This is a genomic window from Fictibacillus halophilus (assembly GCF_042680145.1).
GTDB classification, from domain to species: Bacteria; Bacillota; Bacilli; order Bacillales; family Fictibacillaceae; genus Fictibacillus; species Fictibacillus halophilus_A.
Genome location: NZ_JBHTNQ010000001.1, coordinates 3,180,459 through 3,201,187, shown reverse-complemented (window position 1 = coordinate 3,201,187; position 20,729 = coordinate 3,180,459). Strand labels below are relative to the sequence as shown.

Annotated in this window: 19 protein-coding genes; 9 read left to right on the top strand and 10 right to left on the bottom strand. The window is 41.1% G+C overall.

What is annotated here, in order from left to right:
* The first annotated feature begins 77 nt into the window (after positions 1–77).
* The 3 genes from liaF to ACFQ4X_RS16135 are packed head-to-tail and all read left to right on the top strand — an operon-like array spanning position 78 to position 2,478.
* Complete coding sequence (liaF, locus tag ACFQ4X_RS16145) at positions 78–815, top strand: cell wall-active antibiotics response protein LiaF (protein WP_379836846.1); 738 nt, start codon at positions 78–80, stop codon at positions 813–815.
* The gene (locus tag ACFQ4X_RS16140; protein WP_379836844.1) at positions 812–1,852 is read left to right on the top strand and encodes a sensor histidine kinase; all 1,041 of its coding nucleotides are present in this window, start codon (positions 812–814) and stop codon (positions 1,850–1,852) included. Before liaF ends, ACFQ4X_RS16140 begins: the two co-directional genes overlap by 4 nt.
* A complete protein-coding gene (locus ACFQ4X_RS16135; RefSeq protein ID WP_379836842.1) occupies positions 1,849–2,478 on the top strand; it encodes a response regulator in 630 nt (209 codons plus the stop codon). The genes ACFQ4X_RS16140 and ACFQ4X_RS16135 overlap by 4 nt, the downstream gene beginning before the upstream one ends.
* A 6-nt stretch (positions 2,479–2,484) precedes the next feature.
* On the opposite strand, the gene ade is transcribed toward ACFQ4X_RS16135, so the two are convergent.
* From ade to ACFQ4X_RS16105, 6 genes are all read right to left on the bottom strand, one after another.
* On the bottom strand, positions 2,485–4,221 hold the full coding sequence (gene ade / locus ACFQ4X_RS16130; protein WP_379836840.1) for an adenine deaminase: 1,737 nt from the start codon (positions 4,219–4,221) through the stop codon (positions 2,485–2,487).
* Between the two features lie 134 nt (positions 4,222–4,355).
* Complete coding sequence (locus tag ACFQ4X_RS16125; RefSeq protein ID WP_130292825.1) at positions 4,356–4,553, bottom strand: YwbE family protein; 198 nt, start codon at positions 4,551–4,553, stop codon at positions 4,356–4,358.
* Positions 4,550–4,726 (bottom strand): hypothetical protein, encoded by a 177-nt coding sequence (locus tag ACFQ4X_RS16120; RefSeq protein WP_251322084.1) that lies wholly within the window; start codon positions 4,724–4,726, stop codon positions 4,550–4,552. The genes ACFQ4X_RS16125 and ACFQ4X_RS16120 overlap by 4 nt, the downstream gene beginning before the upstream one ends.
* An 18-nt stretch (positions 4,727–4,744) precedes the next feature.
* The gene (locus tag ACFQ4X_RS16115; RefSeq protein ID WP_077360890.1) at positions 4,745–5,239 is read right to left on the bottom strand and encodes a hypothetical protein; all 495 of its coding nucleotides are present in this window, start codon (positions 5,237–5,239) and stop codon (positions 4,745–4,747) included.
* 311 nt (positions 5,240–5,550) lie between these two features.
* The gene (locus ACFQ4X_RS16110) at positions 5,551–6,945 is read right to left on the bottom strand and encodes a dipeptidase (protein WP_379836837.1); all 1,395 of its coding nucleotides are present in this window, start codon (positions 6,943–6,945) and stop codon (positions 5,551–5,553) included.
* A 22-nt stretch (positions 6,946–6,967) separates the two neighbouring features.
* Entirely contained in the window at positions 6,968–7,435 is a 468-nt protein-coding gene (locus ACFQ4X_RS16105; RefSeq protein ID WP_379836835.1) for a hypothetical protein, read from the bottom strand.
* Positions 7,436–7,552: 117 nt separating this feature from the next.
* On the opposite strand from ACFQ4X_RS16105, the gene proC reads away from it, so the two are divergent.
* The 5 genes from proC (at position 7,553) to ACFQ4X_RS16080 (ending at position 12,307) form a co-directional block, all read left to right on the top strand.
* Complete coding sequence (gene proC, locus ACFQ4X_RS16100) at positions 7,553–8,362, top strand: pyrroline-5-carboxylate reductase (protein ID WP_379836833.1); 810 nt, start codon at positions 7,553–7,555, stop codon at positions 8,360–8,362.
* Positions 8,362–9,477 (top strand): DEAD/DEAH box helicase, encoded by a 1,116-nt coding sequence (locus tag ACFQ4X_RS16095; RefSeq protein ID WP_379836831.1) that lies wholly within the window; start codon positions 8,362–8,364, stop codon positions 9,475–9,477. Before proC ends, ACFQ4X_RS16095 begins: the two co-directional genes overlap by 1 nt.
* A 214-nt stretch (positions 9,478–9,691) precedes the next feature.
* On the top strand, positions 9,692–10,795 hold the full coding sequence (locus ACFQ4X_RS16090; RefSeq protein WP_379836829.1) for a fatty acid desaturase family protein: 1,104 nt from the start codon (positions 9,692–9,694) through the stop codon (positions 10,793–10,795).
* 65 nt (positions 10,796–10,860) lie between these two features.
* A complete protein-coding gene (locus tag ACFQ4X_RS16085) occupies positions 10,861–11,661 on the top strand; it encodes an aminoglycoside adenylyltransferase domain-containing protein (protein WP_379836827.1) in 801 nt (266 codons plus the stop codon).
* A gap of 328 nt (positions 11,662–11,989) precedes the next feature.
* The gene (locus ACFQ4X_RS16080) at positions 11,990–12,307 is read left to right on the top strand and encodes a hypothetical protein (protein ID WP_379836825.1); all 318 of its coding nucleotides are present in this window, start codon (positions 11,990–11,992) and stop codon (positions 12,305–12,307) included.
* A gap of 43 nt (positions 12,308–12,350) precedes the next feature.
* On the opposite strand, the gene ACFQ4X_RS16075 is transcribed toward ACFQ4X_RS16080, so the two are convergent.
* The 4 genes from ACFQ4X_RS16075 to ACFQ4X_RS16060 form a co-directional block, all read right to left on the bottom strand.
* Positions 12,351–14,015, bottom strand: a complete 1,665-nt coding sequence (locus tag ACFQ4X_RS16075; protein WP_379836823.1) for a glycoside hydrolase family 13 protein — start codon at positions 14,013–14,015, stop codon at positions 12,351–12,353.
* A 67-nt stretch (positions 14,016–14,082) separates the two neighbouring features.
* Positions 14,083–14,886, bottom strand: a complete 804-nt coding sequence (locus ACFQ4X_RS16070) for an endonuclease/exonuclease/phosphatase family protein (RefSeq protein WP_379836821.1) — start codon at positions 14,884–14,886, stop codon at positions 14,083–14,085.
* Between the two features lie 3 nt (positions 14,887–14,889).
* Entirely contained in the window at positions 14,890–16,554 is a 1,665-nt protein-coding gene (locus ACFQ4X_RS16065) for a PTS transporter subunit IIBC (RefSeq protein WP_379836819.1), read from the bottom strand.
* A gap of 404 nt (positions 16,555–16,958) precedes the next feature.
* Positions 16,959–17,936, bottom strand: a complete 978-nt coding sequence (locus tag ACFQ4X_RS16060; RefSeq protein WP_379836817.1) for an aldo/keto reductase — start codon at positions 17,934–17,936, stop codon at positions 16,959–16,961.
* Positions 17,937–18,179: 243 nt separating this feature from the next.
* Between ACFQ4X_RS16060 and ACFQ4X_RS16055 the strand changes: the two genes are divergently transcribed.
* Positions 18,180–20,549: a M14 family zinc carboxypeptidase gene (locus ACFQ4X_RS16055; RefSeq protein ID WP_379836815.1), complete on the top strand. Its 2,370-nt coding sequence runs from the start codon at positions 18,180–18,182 to the stop codon at positions 20,547–20,549.
* Positions 20,550–20,729 lie beyond the last annotated feature (180 nt).

Sequence of the window (20,729 nt, the reverse complement as noted above, 5' to 3'; positions counted from 1 at the left end):
TGATACGATTATGAAAGACAGAGGCGCATATTTCCTGCGCCTTTTACGCCGTTTAATGACAGACAGAAAGTGAGTGAATGCAGATGCCGATTAGGAAGAAAAATGATTTTATCAGCTGGATGCTTTTAATTGCATGTGTCATGGTGCTTTTAGAAGCAACTATTAATGGAGAGGGTATTGTATTCACTCTTATCATCTGTGCAGCCCTTATGTATTTTGGCCGTAAAAGAATGCCGAAACGTTCAGGGAAATTCATGTTCTGGGCTGGAGTAGTCATAGCCATCATTACGATCTTAAGCATGTATACGTTTAAATTATTTTTAGTTGCACTAGTGGTCTATATCATTGTGCAATTCTATCAATCTAAACAGAATCCGTTTGTTATTAAACCGCAAGTGAATGATGAAGTAACGCATTCATCAGAAGATTTATATAAGAAAGAATCTCTTTTGAAAAATATCGCTTTTGGAACGCAGCAGACACCTGATCATGTCTATGAATGGAACGATATTAACATTCAATGCGGTGCAGGGGATACAATCATAGATTTGAGTGAAACTCTTTTGCCTTCAGGGGAATCTGTTATTTTTATTCGTGGACTCATTGGCAATATTACGATTTATGTTCCTTATGAGATAGAAGTTTCCGTAAAACATTCTGTTATTGCAGGCAATACGGTGATCTTTGATTATCAGGATTCCAAGATGTTTAATCAGGCGGTATCGTATCGAACAAAGAACTACAATGAAACTGAGAAAAAAGTAAAAATCATGACAAGCTTATTTGCTGGAAGCTTGGAGGTGAAGCGGGTATGAGTACCGTTTTGCGCCATATGTTTTCTGGTATCTCATTAGCATTTGCTGTAACCATACTTTTAGGCTCTGTCGTGTTTACACTTTTTCCTATCAGCGATTGGAATTTTTTGCTGGAAGAACAATTGCTAGACTTTCCAATAGCGTTTGTTGTTCCATTTCTCGTCTTTATCATGGGAGCATTTTTTGGATTGAACTCTGGCATCACGGCTCGAAAGCAATTAAATCTCATAGACCGGACGTTAAAGTCGATTGAAGACGGCAGGCAAGTCAATATGAAAGAAGTTTCGAACCTGGAGTTAAAAGCGATCACGAAACGCATGGAGGGTATACAGCAGCAATTAGGTGAAAAGATCCGCCAGTCACAAAAAATGGCGACAGAGAAGGCGGTTGATCAGGAGAAACGCATTCAGGAGATCATTTCTCAAGAAAGAAACCGTTTGGCTAGAGAGCTGCATGATTCTGTTTCACAGCAGCTTTTTGCGGCAAGTATGATCATGTCTGCTGTAAATGAAGTGCGGGAAGAATCAGAGACGCGTGAATCGAAGCAATTAAAGCTCGTTGAGGAGACGATTCACCAGACACAGCTAGAGATGAGAGCTCTTCTCTTGCATCTGCGCCCTGCTGCACTAAACGGAAAATCACTCCAAAAAGGGATGGAAGAACTGCTGCAAGAGCTTCTGCAAAAAGTTCCTATCGAACTGAAATGGAAGATCGAAACCATTCCTCTTGATAAAGGAGTAGAAGATCATCTGTTTCGTATTTTACAAGAGTCTGTGTCTAATATACTCAGGCATGCACAGGCAAATAAAGCGCAAATCCTGCTTGTCCAGCGCGATGATCTAATCATTCTGCGCATAGAGGATGATGGTATTGGCTTTAAAATGGAACAGGAAAAAACCGGTTCGTATGGACTGCAGAATATGCATGAACGGGCTGCTGAGATTGGCGGCACGCTTAAAATAGTGAGTTTGCCAGGCGAGGGGACGCGTCTTGAAGTTAAAGTTCCGATTTTATCAGCGGGAGAGGAAAAAGCATGATAAAAGTATTGTTAGTTGATGATCACGAAATGGTCCGAATTGGGGTTTCTGCTTATCTTTCTGCTCAGCCGGATATAGAAGTAACTGCTGAGGCTGAAAATGGGAAGGTTGCAGTTGAGAAAGCTTTAGAAATGAAACCGGATATCATTTTAATGGATCTTGTGATGGACGAAATGGACGGAATTGAAGCAACTCGTTTGATTACACAATCTTGGCCAGAAGCGAGGATTATTGTGGTAACGAGCTTTTTAGATGATGAAAAAGTGTATCCTGCACTCGAAGCGGGTGCCTCAAGCTATATGCTGAAAACGTCCAAGGCAAGTGATATCGCGCAGGCCGTTCGCGACACCTATCACGGAAAGTCTGTATTAGAACCTGAAGTAACAGGCAAGATGATGAGCAAGATGAGGCAAAAACAAACGCGCGAGCCACATGAAGAACTGGCTGCGCGCGAGATGGAAATATTATTACTCATGACAAAAGGAAAAACTAATCAGGAAATCGCTGATGATCTGTTTATCGCTTTAAAGACTGTAAAAGTTCACGTGAGTAATATTTTAAGCAAACTAGACGTACAGGACCGTACGCAAGCTGTTATCTACGCGTTTAATCACTCGCTCGTATAATAGAATCTAATTCGCTTTTACAGAGATATGCTGAAACGTTTTTAAATCAAAAAGTCCTAAGTCGGTGAGTTTAATTTCCGGGATAACAGGCAGTGTCAAAAATGACAGTGTTAGGAACGGATCAAAATCCCCTTTAAAATCAAGTTCTTTCAGCTTATCCTTTAAGAGTATGATCTCTTCATTTACTTTTTCAAAAGGGCGGTCTGCCATTAATCCTGAGATTGGAAGCGGTACTGAAGCAAGTACCTTTCCATCTTTAACGATGACATAACCGCCTTGCATATTTTTGATTGCATCTATTGCACATAGCATATCGTGGTCATTCGTTCCTGCCACAACAAGGTTGTGAGAATCATGGGCAACCGTTGAAGCGATCGCACCACTTTTTAATAAAAGTCCTTTTACAACACCGAGGCCAGTATTTCCAGTTTGATTGTGGCGTTCAATGACTGCCATTTTTAACAGGTCGTCTTCAGATGATGATTTAAACTCTCCGTTTTCCACTTTTGCTCGAAGTATTTTCTTTTTTGTAACAAGCTGGTTTGGTATTAGCTCGATCACATGAATATGATCGCCTTCTTCAAGTTTAATAGACAGTTCTTCACCTTGTATCTCATGAAGATTTACCGACTTCATTAAGTGTTCTGGAGGAGAGGGAGGAACATCTATTTGGCCAGTGAACGTGCCTTTAGAAGCTACTGAAATCCCCTCCACAAAAACCTCTGAAATAGTAATTTCATCTAAATCATCCAGCAAAATAAAATTCGCTTGATATCCAGGTGAAATAGCCCCTTTTTCATGCAGTCCATAGCACTCAGCTGCGTTTATTGTAGCCATTTGAATGGCTTGAAGCGGAGAAATCCCTTCGGAAATCGCGAGTCTTACATTATGGTCAACGCTTCCTTCAGCTATAAGTTCATCTAGATGTTTATCGTCTGTGCAAAATAAGAAGCGGCGGGCATTTACAGGTGTAACAGCCTTAATGAGTGCTTTTAAATCTTTTGCAACAGATCCCTCGCGTATTAAAACGTACATTCCCCGGCGAATGCGATCGAGTGCTTCCTCTGCCGTCGTGCACTCATGATCTGTTGTGATGAGAGCAGACCTATATACATTAATGCCATTTGCGTCGATTCCAGCTGCGTGTCCGTCAATAATAGCGTGATGTCTATCGGCAGAAGCTATCTTCTTAAGCATATCTTCATCCCCTTTAAAAACGGCGGGAAAATCCATAACTTCAGCTAATCCTTTAACACGGGGGTGCTTGTAAAACGCTTCAAGGTCCCGAGCGGTAAGAACAGCTCCTGCATTCTCAAAAGGTGTGGCAGGAACAGAGGAGGGGAGCATGACACGAACATCTAACGGCAAACCTTCTGACTGCTCCAGCATAAATGTGAGCCCATCTTTTCCTGAAACGTTCCCGATCTCATGCGGATCTGCGATAACGGTCGTCACTCCATGAGCGAGAAGGACTTTGCTGAATTCAGCAGGAGTTACCATCGATGATTCAATGTGAACATGACCATCTATAAAAGCAGGGCAAATATAGCGGCCGGCAGCATCGATCGTTTCACGCCCTTCATATTTCCCGATGCCAGCAAAAAAGCCGTCAATAACAGCAACATCTCCACTGATGATTTCAAGATTAAATACATCAATGATCTTGCCGTTCTTGATGACGATATCTGCCGGAACTCTTTTCGTGCTCACATCAATTCGTCGTTTTAGAGAATCTTGGTCCATGATCTGATCTCCTTAAGAGCAAAATATACCAACTAGTATACGAAAATTAGCCGTTTCTTATTTAGTCATGTATCTTATTCATTATAGAAACCAAAAGAAAAACGGTCCCTATTATAAGAGACCGTTTTTGCATTTTATTCACTTAGTATGTCGATCACACGGCCAACCTGACCGTCCTCTAGTCTTACTTTAATGCCGTGCGGATGATTGGGCGAGTTCGTCAGGATATCTTTAACGATTCCTTTTGTTTTCTTCCCGGAACGCTGATCGGCTTTTAAAATAACATTAACTGGAAGTCCCGGAGTGATGTTAGAGCGTTTGCGATGCATTATACGCCTGTTCTCCGTGCCTGATTGTTCGCCTTTTTCGTTTGCTGATTCTTAAGCTGATTTGCTACTTTAACAGGACCTTTATTGAATGATCCGCCTGATTGCTGTGCTTTCTTTTCAGCAAGACGCTGCTTAGCAATTTCTTGAAAGCTTAATTTCTTTTTCTCCTCTGCCATTTTTGTCACCTCTATAATTTATTTTCTCTTTTTAAAGTCTGCTTCTTTTAAATAGCCTTCTGCTTCTGCGTATGTTTCAAATGCTGCCTCAAGTGCATCATCCTCATCAAAGATAAACCACATACCATCTTCACCAACAAGTCTAATTTTTTCATGACTGTGGCTAAACCAGTGTTCTTCTTTGCGTTCACCATCATCTGTACGGTCTTTCTTCGGCTGCTGCCATCCGTGTGTTTTTGAAAGGAACTCCATAGATTCTTTAATAAGCGCGATTAGCTCATCCGCTTCATAGTCACGAATATTTACGTAGCCCTTATCGTTCTTTACGCTTTGCGGAAGATGTCCGCCATATACAAAACCATTGCCGTTTGGGTGAAGGTGGTATACGACGATTTTTTTGTCCTGTACACTTTCCTCATAGTGAAAATTCAAACGGCCAAGTGACACTTCGTGCATGTCCAGCTCTGGGAAATTCTCTTGAATTAAAGCAATTTTATCTTCAAATGAAAGCATATTTTATACTCTCCGTTTCTTTTATTGTGATTGGTTGATTATATCATACCCATTAAGTAAAAAGAAAAGGTGCTTACCCTTTGAATTTAAGGCTATTGCGTTAAAATGCTGTTGCTGTGCGTGGAACGCTGTACATTTGGCGTGAAACTATAGAGTTTTTGCGTGAAAGTCAAGGGAAGTCGCGTGGTACACCCCTCCTTCTGCGTGAACGTGTAATAAAAATAAGAACACGTACCGTAAAAGTATCCTAATGCAGACTGTACATATAAAAAAGGCAAAACGTAAATAAGTTCAGCCTTTTTTTACAAATTTTATAGAGCAGATGCTTCTTTTTTGATGGATCTCTCCAGCTCAAACCAATAATCAGCGAGTGTTTCCATTCCTTTATCGAAGTTTTCCAGATGGAAGTGTTCGTTCGGTGCATGGAAGTTCTCTGTTGAAAGACCGAAGCCCATCAGAACAACAGGGATGTTTAACATTTGATCGAATGTTGCAACGATTGGAATGGATCCTCCGCCGCGAGTGAAGGCTGTCGGAACGCCGTACACTTTTTCATAAGAACGTGCAGCTGCCTGAATTGCAGGGTGGTCAAATGGTGTTACATAAGGTGCTCCTTTATCAAAAAGAGTAACCTTAACATCAATGCCAACAGGCTTATGCTTTTCAATATGTGCTTTTACTTTTTCAATGATCTCGTCTGGCTCTTGGTTTGGCACAAGGCGGCAGCTGATTTTCGCATGGGCTTCTGCAGGGATGACCGTCTTGATGCCCTCACCCTGGAAGCCTCCCCAAACACCGTTAAGCTCCAACGTCGGGCGAGCCCATGTGCGTTCGATGTGAGAATAGCCTTCCTCACCTGTAAGCTCTGTTACGCCAAGCTGCTGTTTAAGCGCTTCTTCTGTTAACGGAAGAGCACGGAACGCTTCTCTTTCTTCCTCTGTTAGCTCTTGAACGTTATCGTAAAAGCCATCAACTAAAATACGTCCGTTATCATCACGGAATGATTGCAGAAGCTCTGTTATCGCATGCAATGGATTTTGAACCGCTCCGCCATAAAGACCTGAGTGAAGGTCGCTGTTTGGTCCTGTTACGTCAACCTGCATCGCACACATGCCGCGCAGTCCGTAGCAGATCGCAGGCTTTCCGCGGTCAAGCATCCCTGTATCGGAGATCACGATCACATCCGCTGCTAAAAGTTCTTTGTTGTTTTCGATGAACTTCGGAAGGCTCGGACTGCCGATTTCTTCTTCTCCTTCAATACAAAACTTAAAGTTAAGAGGAAGTTTCCCTTCTGTTTCTAAAATAGCCTGCAAAACTTTTAAATGCATAAACGTTTGGCCTTTATCGTCAGATGCACCGCGCGCATACAGTTTGTTGTCACGAATCGTTGCTTCATAAGGAGGCGTCTCCCAAAGCTCAAGCGGATCAACAGGCTGAACGTCATAATGTCCATAAACGAGCACAGTCGGTTTTCCTTCTGCTTTCAGCCAGTCCGCATAAACAACAGGGTGTCCGTCTGTCTCGTAAATTTTCACGTTATCCATGCCGATTTTTGATAGTTCGTCTGCGATCCACTCAGCGCCTTTTCGAACGTCTTCTTTATGCTCAGGCAGTGCGCTAACACTTGGTACAGCAAGCCAGTCCGTTAACTCTTTTAAATGGGTATCACGGTTTTCTTTTAAATAACTCTTAATCTGTTCTGTCATCTAAAGTCCTCCTTATGTATGGTTACGCTTTACTTCTTAGTTTAATAGAGTTCAGCTCGGAAATGAAATATTCTTTATCGTCTTTTTTGGCGATGTTTTCAGCGAATTTAGACGCAAGTGAAAAGTACTCCTCCATCTTCGCCTCTTCACCTTTAACCATATACGCCCTGGCAACCGATTCATAAGCAAAAGCTAAGTCAAAATCTCCGAAGTTGTTCTGAAGACAGAGTTCCAGGGATCGTTCACCATGAAGCAAAGCTGAATCACCCATTTTTAAGAGGGAATAGACTCTAGAAATCTGCCATTCGCCGCGTGCGCAGTTCAGCGTGGTTCCGGCTATGCCCCAATGAAAACGGGAAGCGTGTGCAGTATGGATCATTTCGAGGTCTTCCTCTTTCGAACGTTCCTTCTTTTCTATGAGATCCCATGTTTTATTAAAATTTTCCACCGCTTGTTTGCGATGCCATTCATCTTTTGTAAACTTATCCATCCATTTCACACACCTTATGTATTTGTGGTTTACTAAAGGTAAAGCTAACGATAAAGGTATTCTGTATAAGTGAACATTTCCCTCTTAAAAGTTTAGATAGAAAGAAGTGTAGGCGCATTGAATAAAAAAATAGGTTTCATTGGTTTTGGAAAAATGGCACAGGCGATGGCAGGCGGCATGATTCATTCTGGATTAGTCCAAGCGGATCAGATTATGGCGAGCATGCGTACGGAGAAATCAAGAACGCTTGCAGCTGAACAATTTGGAATAGAAGTATCAGCGGTTAACCGTGATGTAGCGGCATTCGCAGATGTTTTGTTCCTAGCGGTTGCTCCTTATACTTATTTTGAAGTGATAGAAGAAATAAAAGAATACATCAAACCTGATGTGATTATAATTACCGTTGCAGCTGGTATTACGACGTCAGATGTAGAGAACGCGTGCGGTAAAAAGGTAAAAGTGGTACGTACGATGCCGAATACGCCTTCCCTTGTAGGAGCGGGTATGACCGCTGTTTCGGTGAACAGTGAAATTACAGATGAAGATCTGGTATCAGCCGAAAAATTATTAAGCAGCTTTGGAAAAGTAGAGATTATTGCCGAATCGCAAATGGATGCGATCCCGGCGATCAGCGGTTCTTCGCCTGCGTATGTTTATATGATGATTGAAGCGATGGCAGATGGCGGGGTAAGGCAGGGTCTCTCGCGTGATCAGTCCTATCGTTTAGCCGCTCAAGCCGTCCTGGGAGCAGCACAAATGGTTCTTGAGACAGGAAAGCACCCTGGCGAGTTAAAGGATCAAGTGACATCACCAGGCGGGGCAACGATCGCAGCGGTTTCGACGCTGGAACAAGAACGCTTCCGAGGGGCAATATTAGCTGCAATGGACAGCTGTACAGCGAAAGTAAAAGAATTGGGGAAAAAATAATGAGCTTTAAAGAATTAGGCATATCAGATGCTCTTGTAGATGTTTTATTACAGAACGGAATAGGGGAACCGACACCGATTCAAAAAGAGACGATCCCCATTATTTTAGATGGAAAAGATGTTGTTGGGCAGGCACAGACAGGAACGGGGAAAACTCTTGCCTTTGTGCTGCCGATACTTCAAAAAATAGATAGTGAGAATTCATACATTCAATGTTTGATTGTAGCTCCGACAAGAGAGCTTGCCATCCAGATTACAGCGGAAGTTAGAAAACTTACTGAGCCTTTAAATGAGATTAACGTCCTTGCCGTTTATGGTGGACAGGATGTTATCGCACAGATGCACAAGCTGGAAGGGAAGGTGCATCTTGTAGTAGGGACGCCTGGCAGACTGCTTGATCATATTCGCCGTGAAACGATCGATTTATCTGAAGTCTCAACATTTGTGCTTGATGAAGCCGATCAGATGCTGCATATCGGTTTCTTAACAGACATTGAAGACATCATGGAACAAGTACCAGAATCTCGCCAGACCTTGCTTTTTTCAGCAACGATGCCAGATGAAGTGAAGAAGCTCGCTCAGACCTACACAAAAAATCCGTTGGATATTCACATTAAAACGAAACAGATTACGCTGAAGGAAATCCGGCAGCGTATTGTTGAAACGACGGATCGAGGAAAGCAGAACGATCTCGTTCAAACCATCCGATTATTGCGTCCTTATTTGGCTATTATATTTTGCAGGACAAAGCGGAGGGTAAGTAAATTAAATGAGGCGCTGCAAAATATGGGGTATAACGCTGATGAACTTCATGGCGACCTTTCACAAGCGAAAAGAGAAGATGTCATGAAACGTTTCCGAGAAGGAGAGATTCAGTTTCTTGTGGCAACAGACGTAGCAGCTCGCGGTTTGGACGTAGAAGGTGTTACACATGTTTTTAACTATGATATCGCCCTTGATACGGAAAGCTACATTCATAGAATCGGCAGAACCGGACGTGCTGGCGGAAAAGGATTAGCTGTAACGTTTGTGGCACAAAAGGATCGCAGAATGCTTCAGATGATCGAACGAGAGACGGATCAGAGATTAAAAGCTCTGAAACTCGAATATTTATAGAATTATTTTTAATGAATTTTTAAAGAGAAAATGATGTAAAAAAGTAATATTTTTTACAAAAACGGGTAATCCTTCAGGGGGGCCCGTTTTTTTGTGGGTATATAATACCAACTATTATTACCTGGTAATAAAAATAGTTGCTTCATAAAATAAACCTTGTTACGATGATGAAGTACATGAATTCAAAAGAGTCAGATTTAGAGGAGTTGAGCAAATGAAAGATCTACAATCGTTTGGCTGGTATGCAGCAAAAATCGCTCCCAAGCTGCCGAAAGAGGCTTTCAAACCGGTACCATCACGGTTATGGGGAGGACTTGTCTACTTATTGATTGCAATCGCCGGTATTTTGGTTATCGGTTTATTAAATAATCTGCATCCTTGGTTAGGAATTGGTATTGCCATAATTTTGGGTACATGTTTCGCAGGGATGGGCTTTTTAGGACATGAAATCTTGCACGGAACTGTAATTCGCAAGCCTTGGCTTCGTGACTTTTTAGGAGCGGTGGCATTCTGGCCGTTAAGTGTTGGACCAAAGCTTTGGCGTAAATGGCATAACACAACACATCATGTTCATACACAAGAAGACGGGGAAGACCCTGATGCGTGGCCGACATTAGAAAACTTGTCACATAAGCCACTCTTACAAAAAGTGTACAAGCTTCCAATGTGGATGCGTTCCATTGTAAGTTTTGCTTTTCTATCGATTTCATTTACAACGCATGGACTTTTCATGTTCAAGCGCTTTATTAAGGAATTTAAACCAAGCAAACGTCCGTCTGTGTGGCTTCAGCTATTACTGCCTTGGGCAACGTGGCTAGGACTCTTAGTATGGCTTGGCCCTGTTAAATGGTTATTTGCGGTATTGCTTCCGCTATTAATTGCGAATGCGATTGTAATGAGCTATATTTCAACAAACCATCGTCTTAATCCAATGACTGACGTGAACGATCCGCTGGCAAACAGCTTAACCGTTACCGTTCCGAAATGGGTGGACGTGCTTCATTTTAATTTCTCTTATCATACGGAACATCATTTGTTCCCGGGTATGAGTCCAAAATATTATCCGCTCGTTAAAAAGCATATTAAAGAAATGTGGCCAGAACGCTATCACGAAATGCCGCATTGGAAAGCATTAGTGACGTTATGGAAAACGCCGCGTGTATACTTCAATCAGCATCAATTCGTAGATCCTGCACCAGGCAATTTATATCAATCGCTTGGACATGGTCTGGATCCTGACCATATATCTTATCAAAAAGGCGAAGCATCAGATCGAGAAATGAATTCTCCAAAAGGAACTCCGAAAAGCATCCATTAATTTGGGTGCTTTTTCTTTTTCCAATTAACTGTAAAACTCATTTATAATGAATGCAGGGGGGAAAGATGTTGAAAAATTTACAGGAAAATATTCGAGAGTTTTTAGAATTTTACAAGGAACTCTTATTAGAAGTTCTGCCTGCTGAACGTGTCCATGGCGTTTATTTGTACGGTTCGTTAGCACTTGATACCTTTGATCCAGACACGAGTGATATTGATTTCGTTACGGTGATTAAAGGGCGGATTGGAAAGAAGACAGAGGAGTTATTGAAACTTGTTCATTTAAGAAGTAATGCACATCCTTTTGGTTCTAAGATGGATGGCTGCTATGTCACAATTGATCAAGCAGGAAAGGTATATCGAGAAATAGAGGAATATCCGTTTTTTGCTGATGGCAAACTTCACAAAGGACACTATGATTTAAACTACATAACTTGGTGGACACTTCAAAATAAAGGTGTCGTCGTTTACGGTGAACCTATTTCTTCTCTAAATTTAGATATTAAGTGGGAAGATGTCCAAAAGACTTTGAACTATAATGTAAATACATATTGGAATGAAAAATTAGATCGTGACATGTGTTTCTTTTATGACGACTGGATTGAATTTGGTATCATTACGTTATGCAGAATTTTATTATCGCTGGAATATCGAAAAATTTTTAGCAAGAAAGAAGCTGTTGGTAAAGCAAGGTCGTTATTACCTGCAAGGTATCATCCGATTTTGCTGGAGGGACTTAGAATAAAAACAAATCCGCAATCCGAATCTTACTATCATTCCAAAGAAGTCCGGAAAGAGGATATGAAGCGGTTTGTTGGGTATGTCATCACGTATTGCAATGAGACCTATCAGCTTCAAAGAGCGTAATAACTAGAGGTTGTTTTCGTAGACAAAGTTGCTGTTCTTGGAAGAAGTTGATTTCCGTTCCAGGTTGCTCGCTTTCCGCGGGGCGGGCGGTGAGCCTCCTGGCGCTTTGCGCCTTCAGAAGTCTCACCTGTCCCACTCGTCCCGCAGGACAAGGAAGGCTTCGACAGCGGTACATCGCACGAAGAAAATGTGATTTTCATTTTCGAGGAGTCTCGCACCTTCCACTCCAATCAACTAGCAAAGAAGCTTTCTCAACAAAAAGTTCATAAGCAATAATCTTTTAGAAATGCCTAACTAGAAATATAGAGTAAGATTGAGGGGATTATTTTTGAAAAAAGAAATGCATTGCGAGAGCTGTTTGATGCCGATTAAGACAAGGGATGATTTAATAACTGTTTGGGCATTTTTTAAAGTTCGGCCCTATCATAGATCCTGTTATGAGAATTCGTTAAAAGGGGCTGCTCTTTTCGTAGGTAACCAGCCGATAAACGGGTTTTCGGGAAATTTCACAGCACTTGTTGCTTTTATATTAGCGTGGATTCCATTGTTTAAGGATGTTACTTGGGAATTAACGGTTGTTTGTGTATTTATTGTACTTATGCGTTTATATTCGTTTATTCGTTTTGAAAAACGGCTGCCCCTGTAAAAAAAGCGTGCTCTCCGCATTCGGAAAGCACGCTTTCTTTATATTAAGCCTTCACTCGGTAAACGCGAGCTTCATAAGGATTTAGTGAAATACTAGTCACATCGCCATGTGCTGCGACTTCTTCATTTGCCAGAAGCAGATTTTCGGAGTTTAATGAAAGCTCTGTTTCAAACTCTGCTTCCACTTTAGAAAGGTTTGTAATGACAACTACTTGTTCTTCACCTAAAGTGCGTGTGTATGCGTAGATTTGCTTGTCGTCTTCGAGCAATAAATCATACGTTCCATACGTAAAGATCTCGTTCTCTTTCTTTAGTGAGATCATCTTTTTGTAGAAGTTCAGGATCGAATTTTTGTCTTGTTCCTGTTTTTCTACGTTAATCTCTGTATAGTTAGGATTTACTTTCATCCAAGGTGTTCCGTTTGTAAATCCAGCATTTTCAGCGCTGTTCCATTGCATTGGTGTACGGCTGTTATCACGGGAAGATGCCCAGATTACGGCCATGATGTCCTCGTGTGAAACACCTTCCTCACGTTTAATACGGTACATGTTTTTAACCGCTACATCATCATAATCGTCAATTGAATCAAACTGAACGTTCGTCATCCCGATTTCCTGGCCTTGATAGATAAACGGTGTTCCTTGCATAAGGAAGTACATCGCACCCATGCTTGTTGCACTTTGATACCAAAATTCTTCGTCGTTGCCCCAAGTGGAAACGACACGAGGCTTATCATGGTTCTCAATGAATAGAGCGTTCCAGCCTTCTTTTTCAAGACCTTTCTGCCAGCGCGTCAGCACTTTCTTCAACTCCACAATATCAAGCTCCGGATTCGTTTCAGCATCCCAAAGACCAAGGTGTTCGAATTGGAAGATCATGTCCATCTTTCCTTGTTCTTTACCAACCCAAAGGTCTGCTTCATCGATTTTTACTCCGTTTGCTTCACCAACTGTCATTACATCGTAGTTCGCGTATGTGCGGTCTTTGAATTCTTGAAGGAACGTATGGATGCCTTTTTGGTTCATATGCATATCGAACGAAGATACATACTTTTCGTTCTTCGGATTCGGCATATCGGGGAAGCCTTCGCGTTTCTTAATATGGCTGATCGCATCGATTCGGAAACCATCGATTCCTTTATCAAGCCACCAGTTTACTGTATCGTAAAGAGCTTCACGAACTTCAGGATTTTCCCAGTTCACGTCAGGCTGTTTTGTTGAGAAAACATGAAGGTAATATTGGTCTGTTTTTTCGTCATATTCCCAAGCAGAACCTGAGAAAATACTTTCCCAGTTGTTTGGCTCTTTACCGTCTTTGCCGTCTCTCCAAATGTACCAATCACGCTTCGGATTATCCTTTGATGAGCGGGACTCGATGAACCATTGATGCTCATCACTTGTATGGTTAAGAACGAGGTCAATGATCAGCTTCATATCACGCTTATGCACTTCGTTTAAAAGCGCATCAAAATCTTCCATTGTTCCGAAGTCTTCCATAATGTCCTGATAGTCTGAGATGTCATACCCATTATCATCATTAGGAGATTTGTACATCGGACAGATCCAGATGACATCAATCCCTAAATCTTTAATGTAATCCAAGCGCTGGATGATTCCTTTTAAATCACCGATTCCATCTCCATTTGAATCTTGGAAGCTGCGAGGGTAAATTTGATAGCCAACGGCTTCTTTCCACCAAACTTTTTCCATAATGTTACCTCCATCATCTCTTAACAACAGGGCAGGGGATACCGAAAAAACGGCTCCCCATAGTCTGTTAGTTTTCTAATTCTAAAGTTACTGTTACACCAGCGTGATCTGAAACCACCGGAGTTTCTTTTCCGTTAAAACGAACGCAAGAACTTTTTACATTAACCGGTTTGCTGCATAAAATATAATCGATTCTTCTTCCGTCTTCTTTACCGTTTTGGTTCCAGCCGGCGATTGCGCCTTTGATGGTTATTCCATCATCTTTTTCTTTAGCCAATTCATACGTATCGTAAAAGCCGTTTGATTTTACATAATCAAACCCTTCATCTCTTACGTTAGCATCATTGTTTAAATCGCCCATTAAGAAGGATAATCCGCTTTCTGGTACATGCTTAAAGAAAGCATCAATTTGTTCTTTAAACGGTGCTGTTTCATCGTTCCACCAGCCAAAGTGGCCAGAGAAGAAGTTAAGTTCACTTCCTTGATAAGAAATCACAGCTGAAATGATTTTTCTTGTTTTCCAGTTATTCATGTCCTGAAGTTCTGTAACAAAAAAGCTATCGTTTGACTTGATCGGATGACGGCTTAAAATGGCCAGACCTTCTTCATACGTTTCAAAACCATAGTGAGCCATGTCCCAAACAAAATCATAATCGTTAACGCCAAGTTCCTGTAACAGCTGAATTAACACCAAAGCATAATTATTTTGTTTAACGTTGCCATTCACAACAGGGGAATCGATTGATTGCATGACTTCCTGAAGCGCGATTACATCATAATGCTCACTCGCAATATCGCGAGCAAGCATCTTTAACTTTTCCATCTGGTTCTCTTCTTGCCAGCCATGGACATTCAACGTAAGAAGTTTCATTGATTACATCCCCAAACGATCTTGAATATCAGATTTCAATACGTCCGCTTTTGGTCCGTAAATCGCTTGAACACCTTTATCTTTGATAATGAGACCAAGTGCGCCGTTATCTTTCCATTCTTTTTCCGTTGCAACACCAGCAGTGTCTTTAACCGTTACACGAAGACGAGTCATACATGCGTCAACGTCTTCAATGTTATCTGCTCCGCCTAACAGTCCGATGATTGCAGATGCTTGAGAGTTGTCTGATCCTGTTGCTGCATCATTTTTAGCAGGTGCAGCAGATTCAGCTTCAGTTGTTTCGATATAATTACCTGCACGGCCTGGAGTAGGCAGGTTGAACTTTTTAATCAATACATAAAAGATTGAGAAATTAAGTCCAAAGAATACGATACAAGTTAGTGCAAAGTTGATTAAGTCTCGAGTTAACCCTGCTTTTACAAGCAATGGTGTACGTGTTAATAACTCAATAAAACCGAATGCATGAACACGCACGTGAATTAAGTCAGCTACTGCAAATGCAAGACCTGTTGTAATCGCGTACACAACATATAGCAATGGTGCAGCGAACATGAACATGAATTCAATTGGTTCTGTAACACCTGTTAAAAATACAGCAAGTGCTGCAGATAAGAACATAGACTTGTACTTCTTGCGCTTGTCTTTATCAACGTTCATGTACATCGCGAGTGCGATTGCAACTAGAGAAGCTGTTGAAAGAACAACTTGTCCCATTTTAAAGCGGGCAGGTACAACATCGTTTAATAGTGCTTGGTACGCTTTTGTATCTCCAGCTTGCAAGAAATTGTTCAAGTCATTGATCCATGCAAGCCATAGAGGATCTTGTCCGGCTACAGAAGAGCCTGCACCAGAACCAGTCATGATTTGGTACGTTCCGCCAAGCTCTGTATAGTTGATCGGCACCGTTAACATGTGATGAAGACCAAATGGCAATAATAGGCGCTCAAGTGTACCGAAAACAAACGGTGCGATAACTGGAGCAGTATTTCGTGATGTTGCGATCCATTTACCAAAGTCATTCAAAAGACCTTGGATAAACGGCCAAACCAATGCAAGAATCAGTGCCGTAATGACAGACCATAAAATAACGGCAAAAGGCACAAAACGCTTTCCGTTAAAGAATGCTAAAGCATTTGGAAGCTTGTTGTAGTTGTAATACTTATTAAATAGAACGGCACCTAGGAAACCGGATATGATACCAATAAAAACACCCATGTTAAGAGCAGGAGCTCCTAGAACAGATGTGAAGTAATCTCCAACGATCAGTTCACTGCCAAAAAGGGATTTTACTTTAGCCCCTTCTTCAAGCATCATTGCACTGTTTACACCAAAGATAGCACCAGTAATACGGTTAATGAGGATAAAAGCGATGACAGCTGCAAATGCACCGCCAGCCCTTTCTTTAGCCCAAGAACCACCAATGGCTACTGCAAATAATATGTGCAGGTTCGTGATGATTGCCCATCCGATGTCTTCCATTACTCGGGCAATCGTTTGCACCAAAGTGATGTCGCCACCTGACATAGCAATAACCTTACCTAGTGATATCATTAAACCGGCAGCTGGCATAACGGCTACTACTACGAGCAGTGCTTTACCAAGCTTTTGCCAGAAATCAAACGAAATGAGTTTTCCACGTTGTTTCAAAACGATTTCCTCCTTTAAGTATATATCTTTCGCTGCGTTTTTGAAATCGCATTCATTAGATTGCAAAAATTATTTATTAATCGCTTACAAATTTGTATATGCAAGTAGGTGCAATCGTTTGCATAAATGGATTGTAAAATAAAACGGTTACATTTACAAGCTATTCATCTAAAAAAGTGGATAAAAGTTTTTCCAGTGAGGATTATAGGGTGATTATAGGAGGGGGGAAGTGGTTTTGAGTTACTTTTGAGCGTAAATAAAGGCTTCTGAGCGTAAGTAGACATAGTTTGAGCGTAGCTAGGTAATCTTGAGCGAAACGGAAAGCATTTTGAGCTTAAACTAAATTTTTTGAGCGAACGTGTAACAAATAAAAGAACACGTACCGTAAAAGTGAAAGAGCAAGCTCAATATTTTGAGCCTGCGCCTTCTTTGAATAAAGAGATGTTTCGTTTTACCGTTTCTAACCTACGCATACCAATCATCGTAGAAAGTATGGTGGGAGTATCCAGAACAAAACGAATCCGTTCATTTAGATTTTGTTCATTTTTTAATCTCCCGCAATCAAGCGGTGCACTCGTGGTTACGTATACTTCTAGTTCATCAGCTGCTTGGAATAAAGTGCGCCATTTGCCTTGAACTTGCTGATTTTGATCGGTTAATACCTTCTGATTATAAAAGTTGAAAGGAGTTTGGATAAAACGGAAATGGTGAGATGAACCCGCTACTTTCTTCGCGGTATTTATCACTTTTCCAAGTGAAATGTAACCAGAAGCACCAGGGTTTTCAGTGAATGCGGTCCAGACTGCCATCCCATAGAAACGAATCGTGCCACGCTCGACTTGGTCTTCATAAAACCTGAATAACCTTTCTAATTCTTTATAAAAATTTTCTTCCCCCAGTACGTGTTTGGAGATTTCAGGGTTATGTATATAGTGGATGTCAATCGTATCGAGATTCAAATGGTTCAAACTTTGTTCAATGGCAAATTCATAATAGGAAGGCTTTAACACATGTTTATGATTATCTATAATTTGTAGGTCTTTTTCTTGAAGTATTCCGGGAGCAATTAGTTTTTCTTTTAAGTAGTTTTCAGGGCGCAGCTGCAGATCGATATCTCCTGGGATGATACCGGCTTTCGTCGAAATAACAATATCATCTCTATTCATTCTATCTTCCTTAAATAATTTAGATAAAACAACTCCAACATCTCTTTCCGATCTCATTCCCCGGTAGTTTAATGCGGTATCAATAAAGTTTATGCCATTGCATAAAGCGAATTCAATAGACTCCTGATATAACGCTGAATCAGCTTCATTCATTTCACCTAGATGTGTTCCAACTGCTATGCGTGAAACGTCAAACCAAGGCGTACTTCGTTTCAAGATACTCAACTCCCTTCAAAATGAACCCACCTGAATTATAACATTTTCGGATTCTGTGATTAAAGAACTATGAGTATTTTCTTATTTTTATACATTATTCAAATTGGCGGAGGCTTTTGGTGAGTGGTTATTGAATAAAGGTGTCTAGAAACAAATGTGTAAAAGAGGATAAACAACAATTGAATAAATATGCATAAATTAGTATAATTACTTTCGAATTGAAGGAAGGGGAGAAAGAAATAAATGAAAAAGCAATGGTTTGCCGGAGTGTTAAGTGTAAGTTTACTAGCTTCGACACCTTATACAGTTACAGCGGAAGCACCGCAGAAACATTGGAAGAATGTAAATGTAAGTGAAGAGGCAGATGGAAGTCCTTTTAACTCCGAGCATTATGATTTTGTAAAGTATTCTAAGTTTGATGAAATACTTAAGAAGATTGATAAGGAAAGTGAACGTGTATCGTTAGAAGTTACAGGGCATTCAGCAGATGGACATCCATTATATGCGATCACCATTTCAAATCCTGAAGACAAAGGAAAGTATGGTCATTATAAAAAACTGCGCAAGCAAATGATCAAAAATCCTGAAAAAGCACAGAAATGGGTAGCGGAGAATTCAGATTTTAAAGTGCCGGTTATGATTAATGGTTCCATTCATGGAACAGAATACATAGGCTCTGATGCTGTTCTTCAGCTGATCGAACGTTTTGCGTTTGAGAACGATGAAACAACAAAAGAAATTCTAGCTAGCAATATATTAATCTTTAATGTTTCTGCAAATCCTGATGGACGTGTGGACGGCACTCGTTTTAACGGTGAGGGAATCGACTTGAACCGTGATTTCATTACGCAATCTCAGCCTGAAACAAAGCAAACAGTAGATCTAATTACAGAATGGAACCCGATGGTCTTCTTAGATCTTCATGGGTACGTAAACTGGATGGAAAATAAGCCAGGCTTGATCGAGCCTTGTACACCGCCGCATAACCCTAACTATGAGTATGATCTTTTTTCAAAGTGGGCGTTAGATCAAGCGGAAGCGATGGAAGCTGAGATCGTAGGAAATAAAGCAGAATATGAAAGTGAAACCTATCAAAATATGAGCGGTACATACATTCCTCAGCGTGATGATAGCTTTGGCTGGGACGATTATCCGCCAATCTTTACCCCTATGTATGCCATGTATCATGGGGCATATGGCTATACACTAGAAGCGCCGACAAATACGTGGGATGGAGTGAAATGGGCGAATGATGCGGTAATGGGAGCTCTTAAGTTTTCAACAGAAAATAAACAGGGTATGCTTACGGATCAGATTGAAATTTTTAAACGCGGAATTAATTTTTACCACCCTTACCATGAAGAAGGGTTCTTCCCGAATGCTTATGTGCTTCCTGTAGATGAAAATGACCCGACAGTTACAGAGAAGGCGGTCAACCATCTCCTTGATAACGACATTTCTGTTGAAAAAGCGAATAAGCCTTTCACAGCAGAAGGAGTAACTTACCCTGCAGGAACTTTTGTTGTACCGATGGATCAGGCTAAAGCAGGACTTGCGAACACGATGCTTTGGAACGGTGAAGACATCACGAATGATACACCTGCAATGTATGACATTTCAGCTTGGAGCTTGCCAGAACTTTGGGGCTTTGAAGCAGTTGAAGTGAAGTCTGAATTAAACGCTAAAACCTCACCAGTAAAGAGCGCTGATTTCCATGGCTCTTTGAATGGAAACGGTCCTTATATGATTGAAAACAGCTCAGTGGAAGCGGTAGAGTTAGTGAATGACTTGCTTCAAGCTGACGCGACAATTTATAAAGGCGAAGACGGCAACTTTTATCTGGAGAACATTCCAGTAAAGAGTAAATCTCTTGTAAAAGAATCAGGATTAAAGGTGGAAACGGCAGCGATCCCGGCAGAAAAAGAAAAGATTTCTTCCATTGAGGTTGCGGTTTTAAAAGATGGCGGTATTAATAAAGCACAAACACATGCTGGCACAAAGCTTGCCTTAGAACGCCTTGGTTTTTCTGTGACGGAAGTAACACCAAAAGAGGTGGCTGAAAACGGCATTTTAAACTTTGATGCGTTTATTTACAGCGGAACAGAAATGATGCTTCAATATGAAAAAGTTAGAGAAGCGAACAAGCCTTTTGTTGTAGGAACAAAAGAAGCGTATGACAAGTTTGCAGAGAATGTTCAAGCTTTTGTAGACGGCGGGGGTAAATTTATCGCTGTAGGTGCAGGCGGTGCAAAGGCATCCAACATGCTTGGACTGACGGATGTTAAAGTAAATACCGGCGGATCTGACAGCAATGGAATCGTGGAAGTTGCATACGGTGAAGACGAGCTAAGCAAAGGCTATAAAGAAAATGATCTAGGTTTTGTCTACAAGCCGGTTTGGTTCACAGAGCTTGGTGACGCTAAAGTCGTTGCTTCCTTTAAATCTGGAGACTTCTTTCTAGCAGGACATTGGAAAAATAATGAGCTTGCAGCAGGACAAGCGGTTATCGTAGAAGAAACAGATGAAGATGTGACACTGATCGGGCTTGAAGCAGGCTTCCGTGACCATACGGACTACTTATTCCGTCTATTATCCAACGCGCTTTATCAATAAAGTGAAACCTTTCTAATTGACATTCATGCAAATGCTGCATTATTTTTATATGTAAAGTTTGCTGAGAGAACTAACAATCAAGAGACCTGAAGAACATCGAAACATTGCTTTCCTTGTTCTATGGTCTTCTTTTATATCGTTATTTTTAAAGTCGAATGTTTTAAAGCGTTCCCACAAGTG

Bases quoted from the DNA above. Each gene is read 5' to 3' on its own strand.
- liaF (WP_379836846.1), top strand. From the start codon at position 78: ATGCAGATGCCGATTAGGAAGAAAAATGATTTTATCAGCTGGATGCTT.
- ACFQ4X_RS16140 (WP_379836844.1), top strand. From the start codon at position 812: ATGAGTACCGTTTTGCGCCATATGTTTTCTGGTATCTCATTAGCATTT.
- ACFQ4X_RS16135 (WP_379836842.1), top strand. From the start codon at position 1,849: ATGATAAAAGTATTGTTAGTTGATGATCACGAAATGGTCCGAATTGGG.
- ade (WP_379836840.1), bottom strand. From the start codon at position 4,221: ATGGACCAAGATTCTCTAAAACGACGAATTGATGTGAGCACGAAAAGA.
- ACFQ4X_RS16120 (WP_251322084.1), bottom strand. From the start codon at position 4,726: ATGGCAGAGGAGAAAAAGAAATTAAGCTTTCAAGAAATTGCTAAGCAG.
- ACFQ4X_RS16115 (WP_077360890.1), bottom strand. From the start codon at position 5,239: ATGCTTTCATTTGAAGATAAAATTGCTTTAATTCAAGAGAATTTCCCA.
- ACFQ4X_RS16110 (WP_379836837.1), bottom strand. From the start codon at position 6,945: ATGACAGAACAGATTAAGAGTTATTTAAAAGAAAACCGTGATACCCAT.
- ACFQ4X_RS16105 (WP_379836835.1), bottom strand. From the start codon at position 7,435: ATGGATAAGTTTACAAAAGATGAATGGCATCGCAAACAAGCGGTGGAA.
- ACFQ4X_RS16095 (WP_379836831.1), top strand. From the start codon at position 8,362: ATGAGCTTTAAAGAATTAGGCATATCAGATGCTCTTGTAGATGTTTTA.
- ACFQ4X_RS16090 (WP_379836829.1), top strand. From the start codon at position 9,692: ATGAAAGATCTACAATCGTTTGGCTGGTATGCAGCAAAAATCGCTCCC.
- ACFQ4X_RS16085 (WP_379836827.1), top strand. From the start codon at position 10,861: ATGTTGAAAAATTTACAGGAAAATATTCGAGAGTTTTTAGAATTTTAC.
- ACFQ4X_RS16075 (WP_379836823.1), bottom strand. From the start codon at position 14,015: ATGGAAAAAGTTTGGTGGAAAGAAGCCGTTGGCTATCAAATTTACCCT.
- ACFQ4X_RS16070 (WP_379836821.1), bottom strand. From the start codon at position 14,886: ATGAAACTTCTTACGTTGAATGTCCATGGCTGGCAAGAAGAGAACCAG.
- ACFQ4X_RS16055 (WP_379836815.1), top strand. From the start codon at position 18,180: ATGAAAAAGCAATGGTTTGCCGGAGTGTTAAGTGTAAGTTTACTAGCT.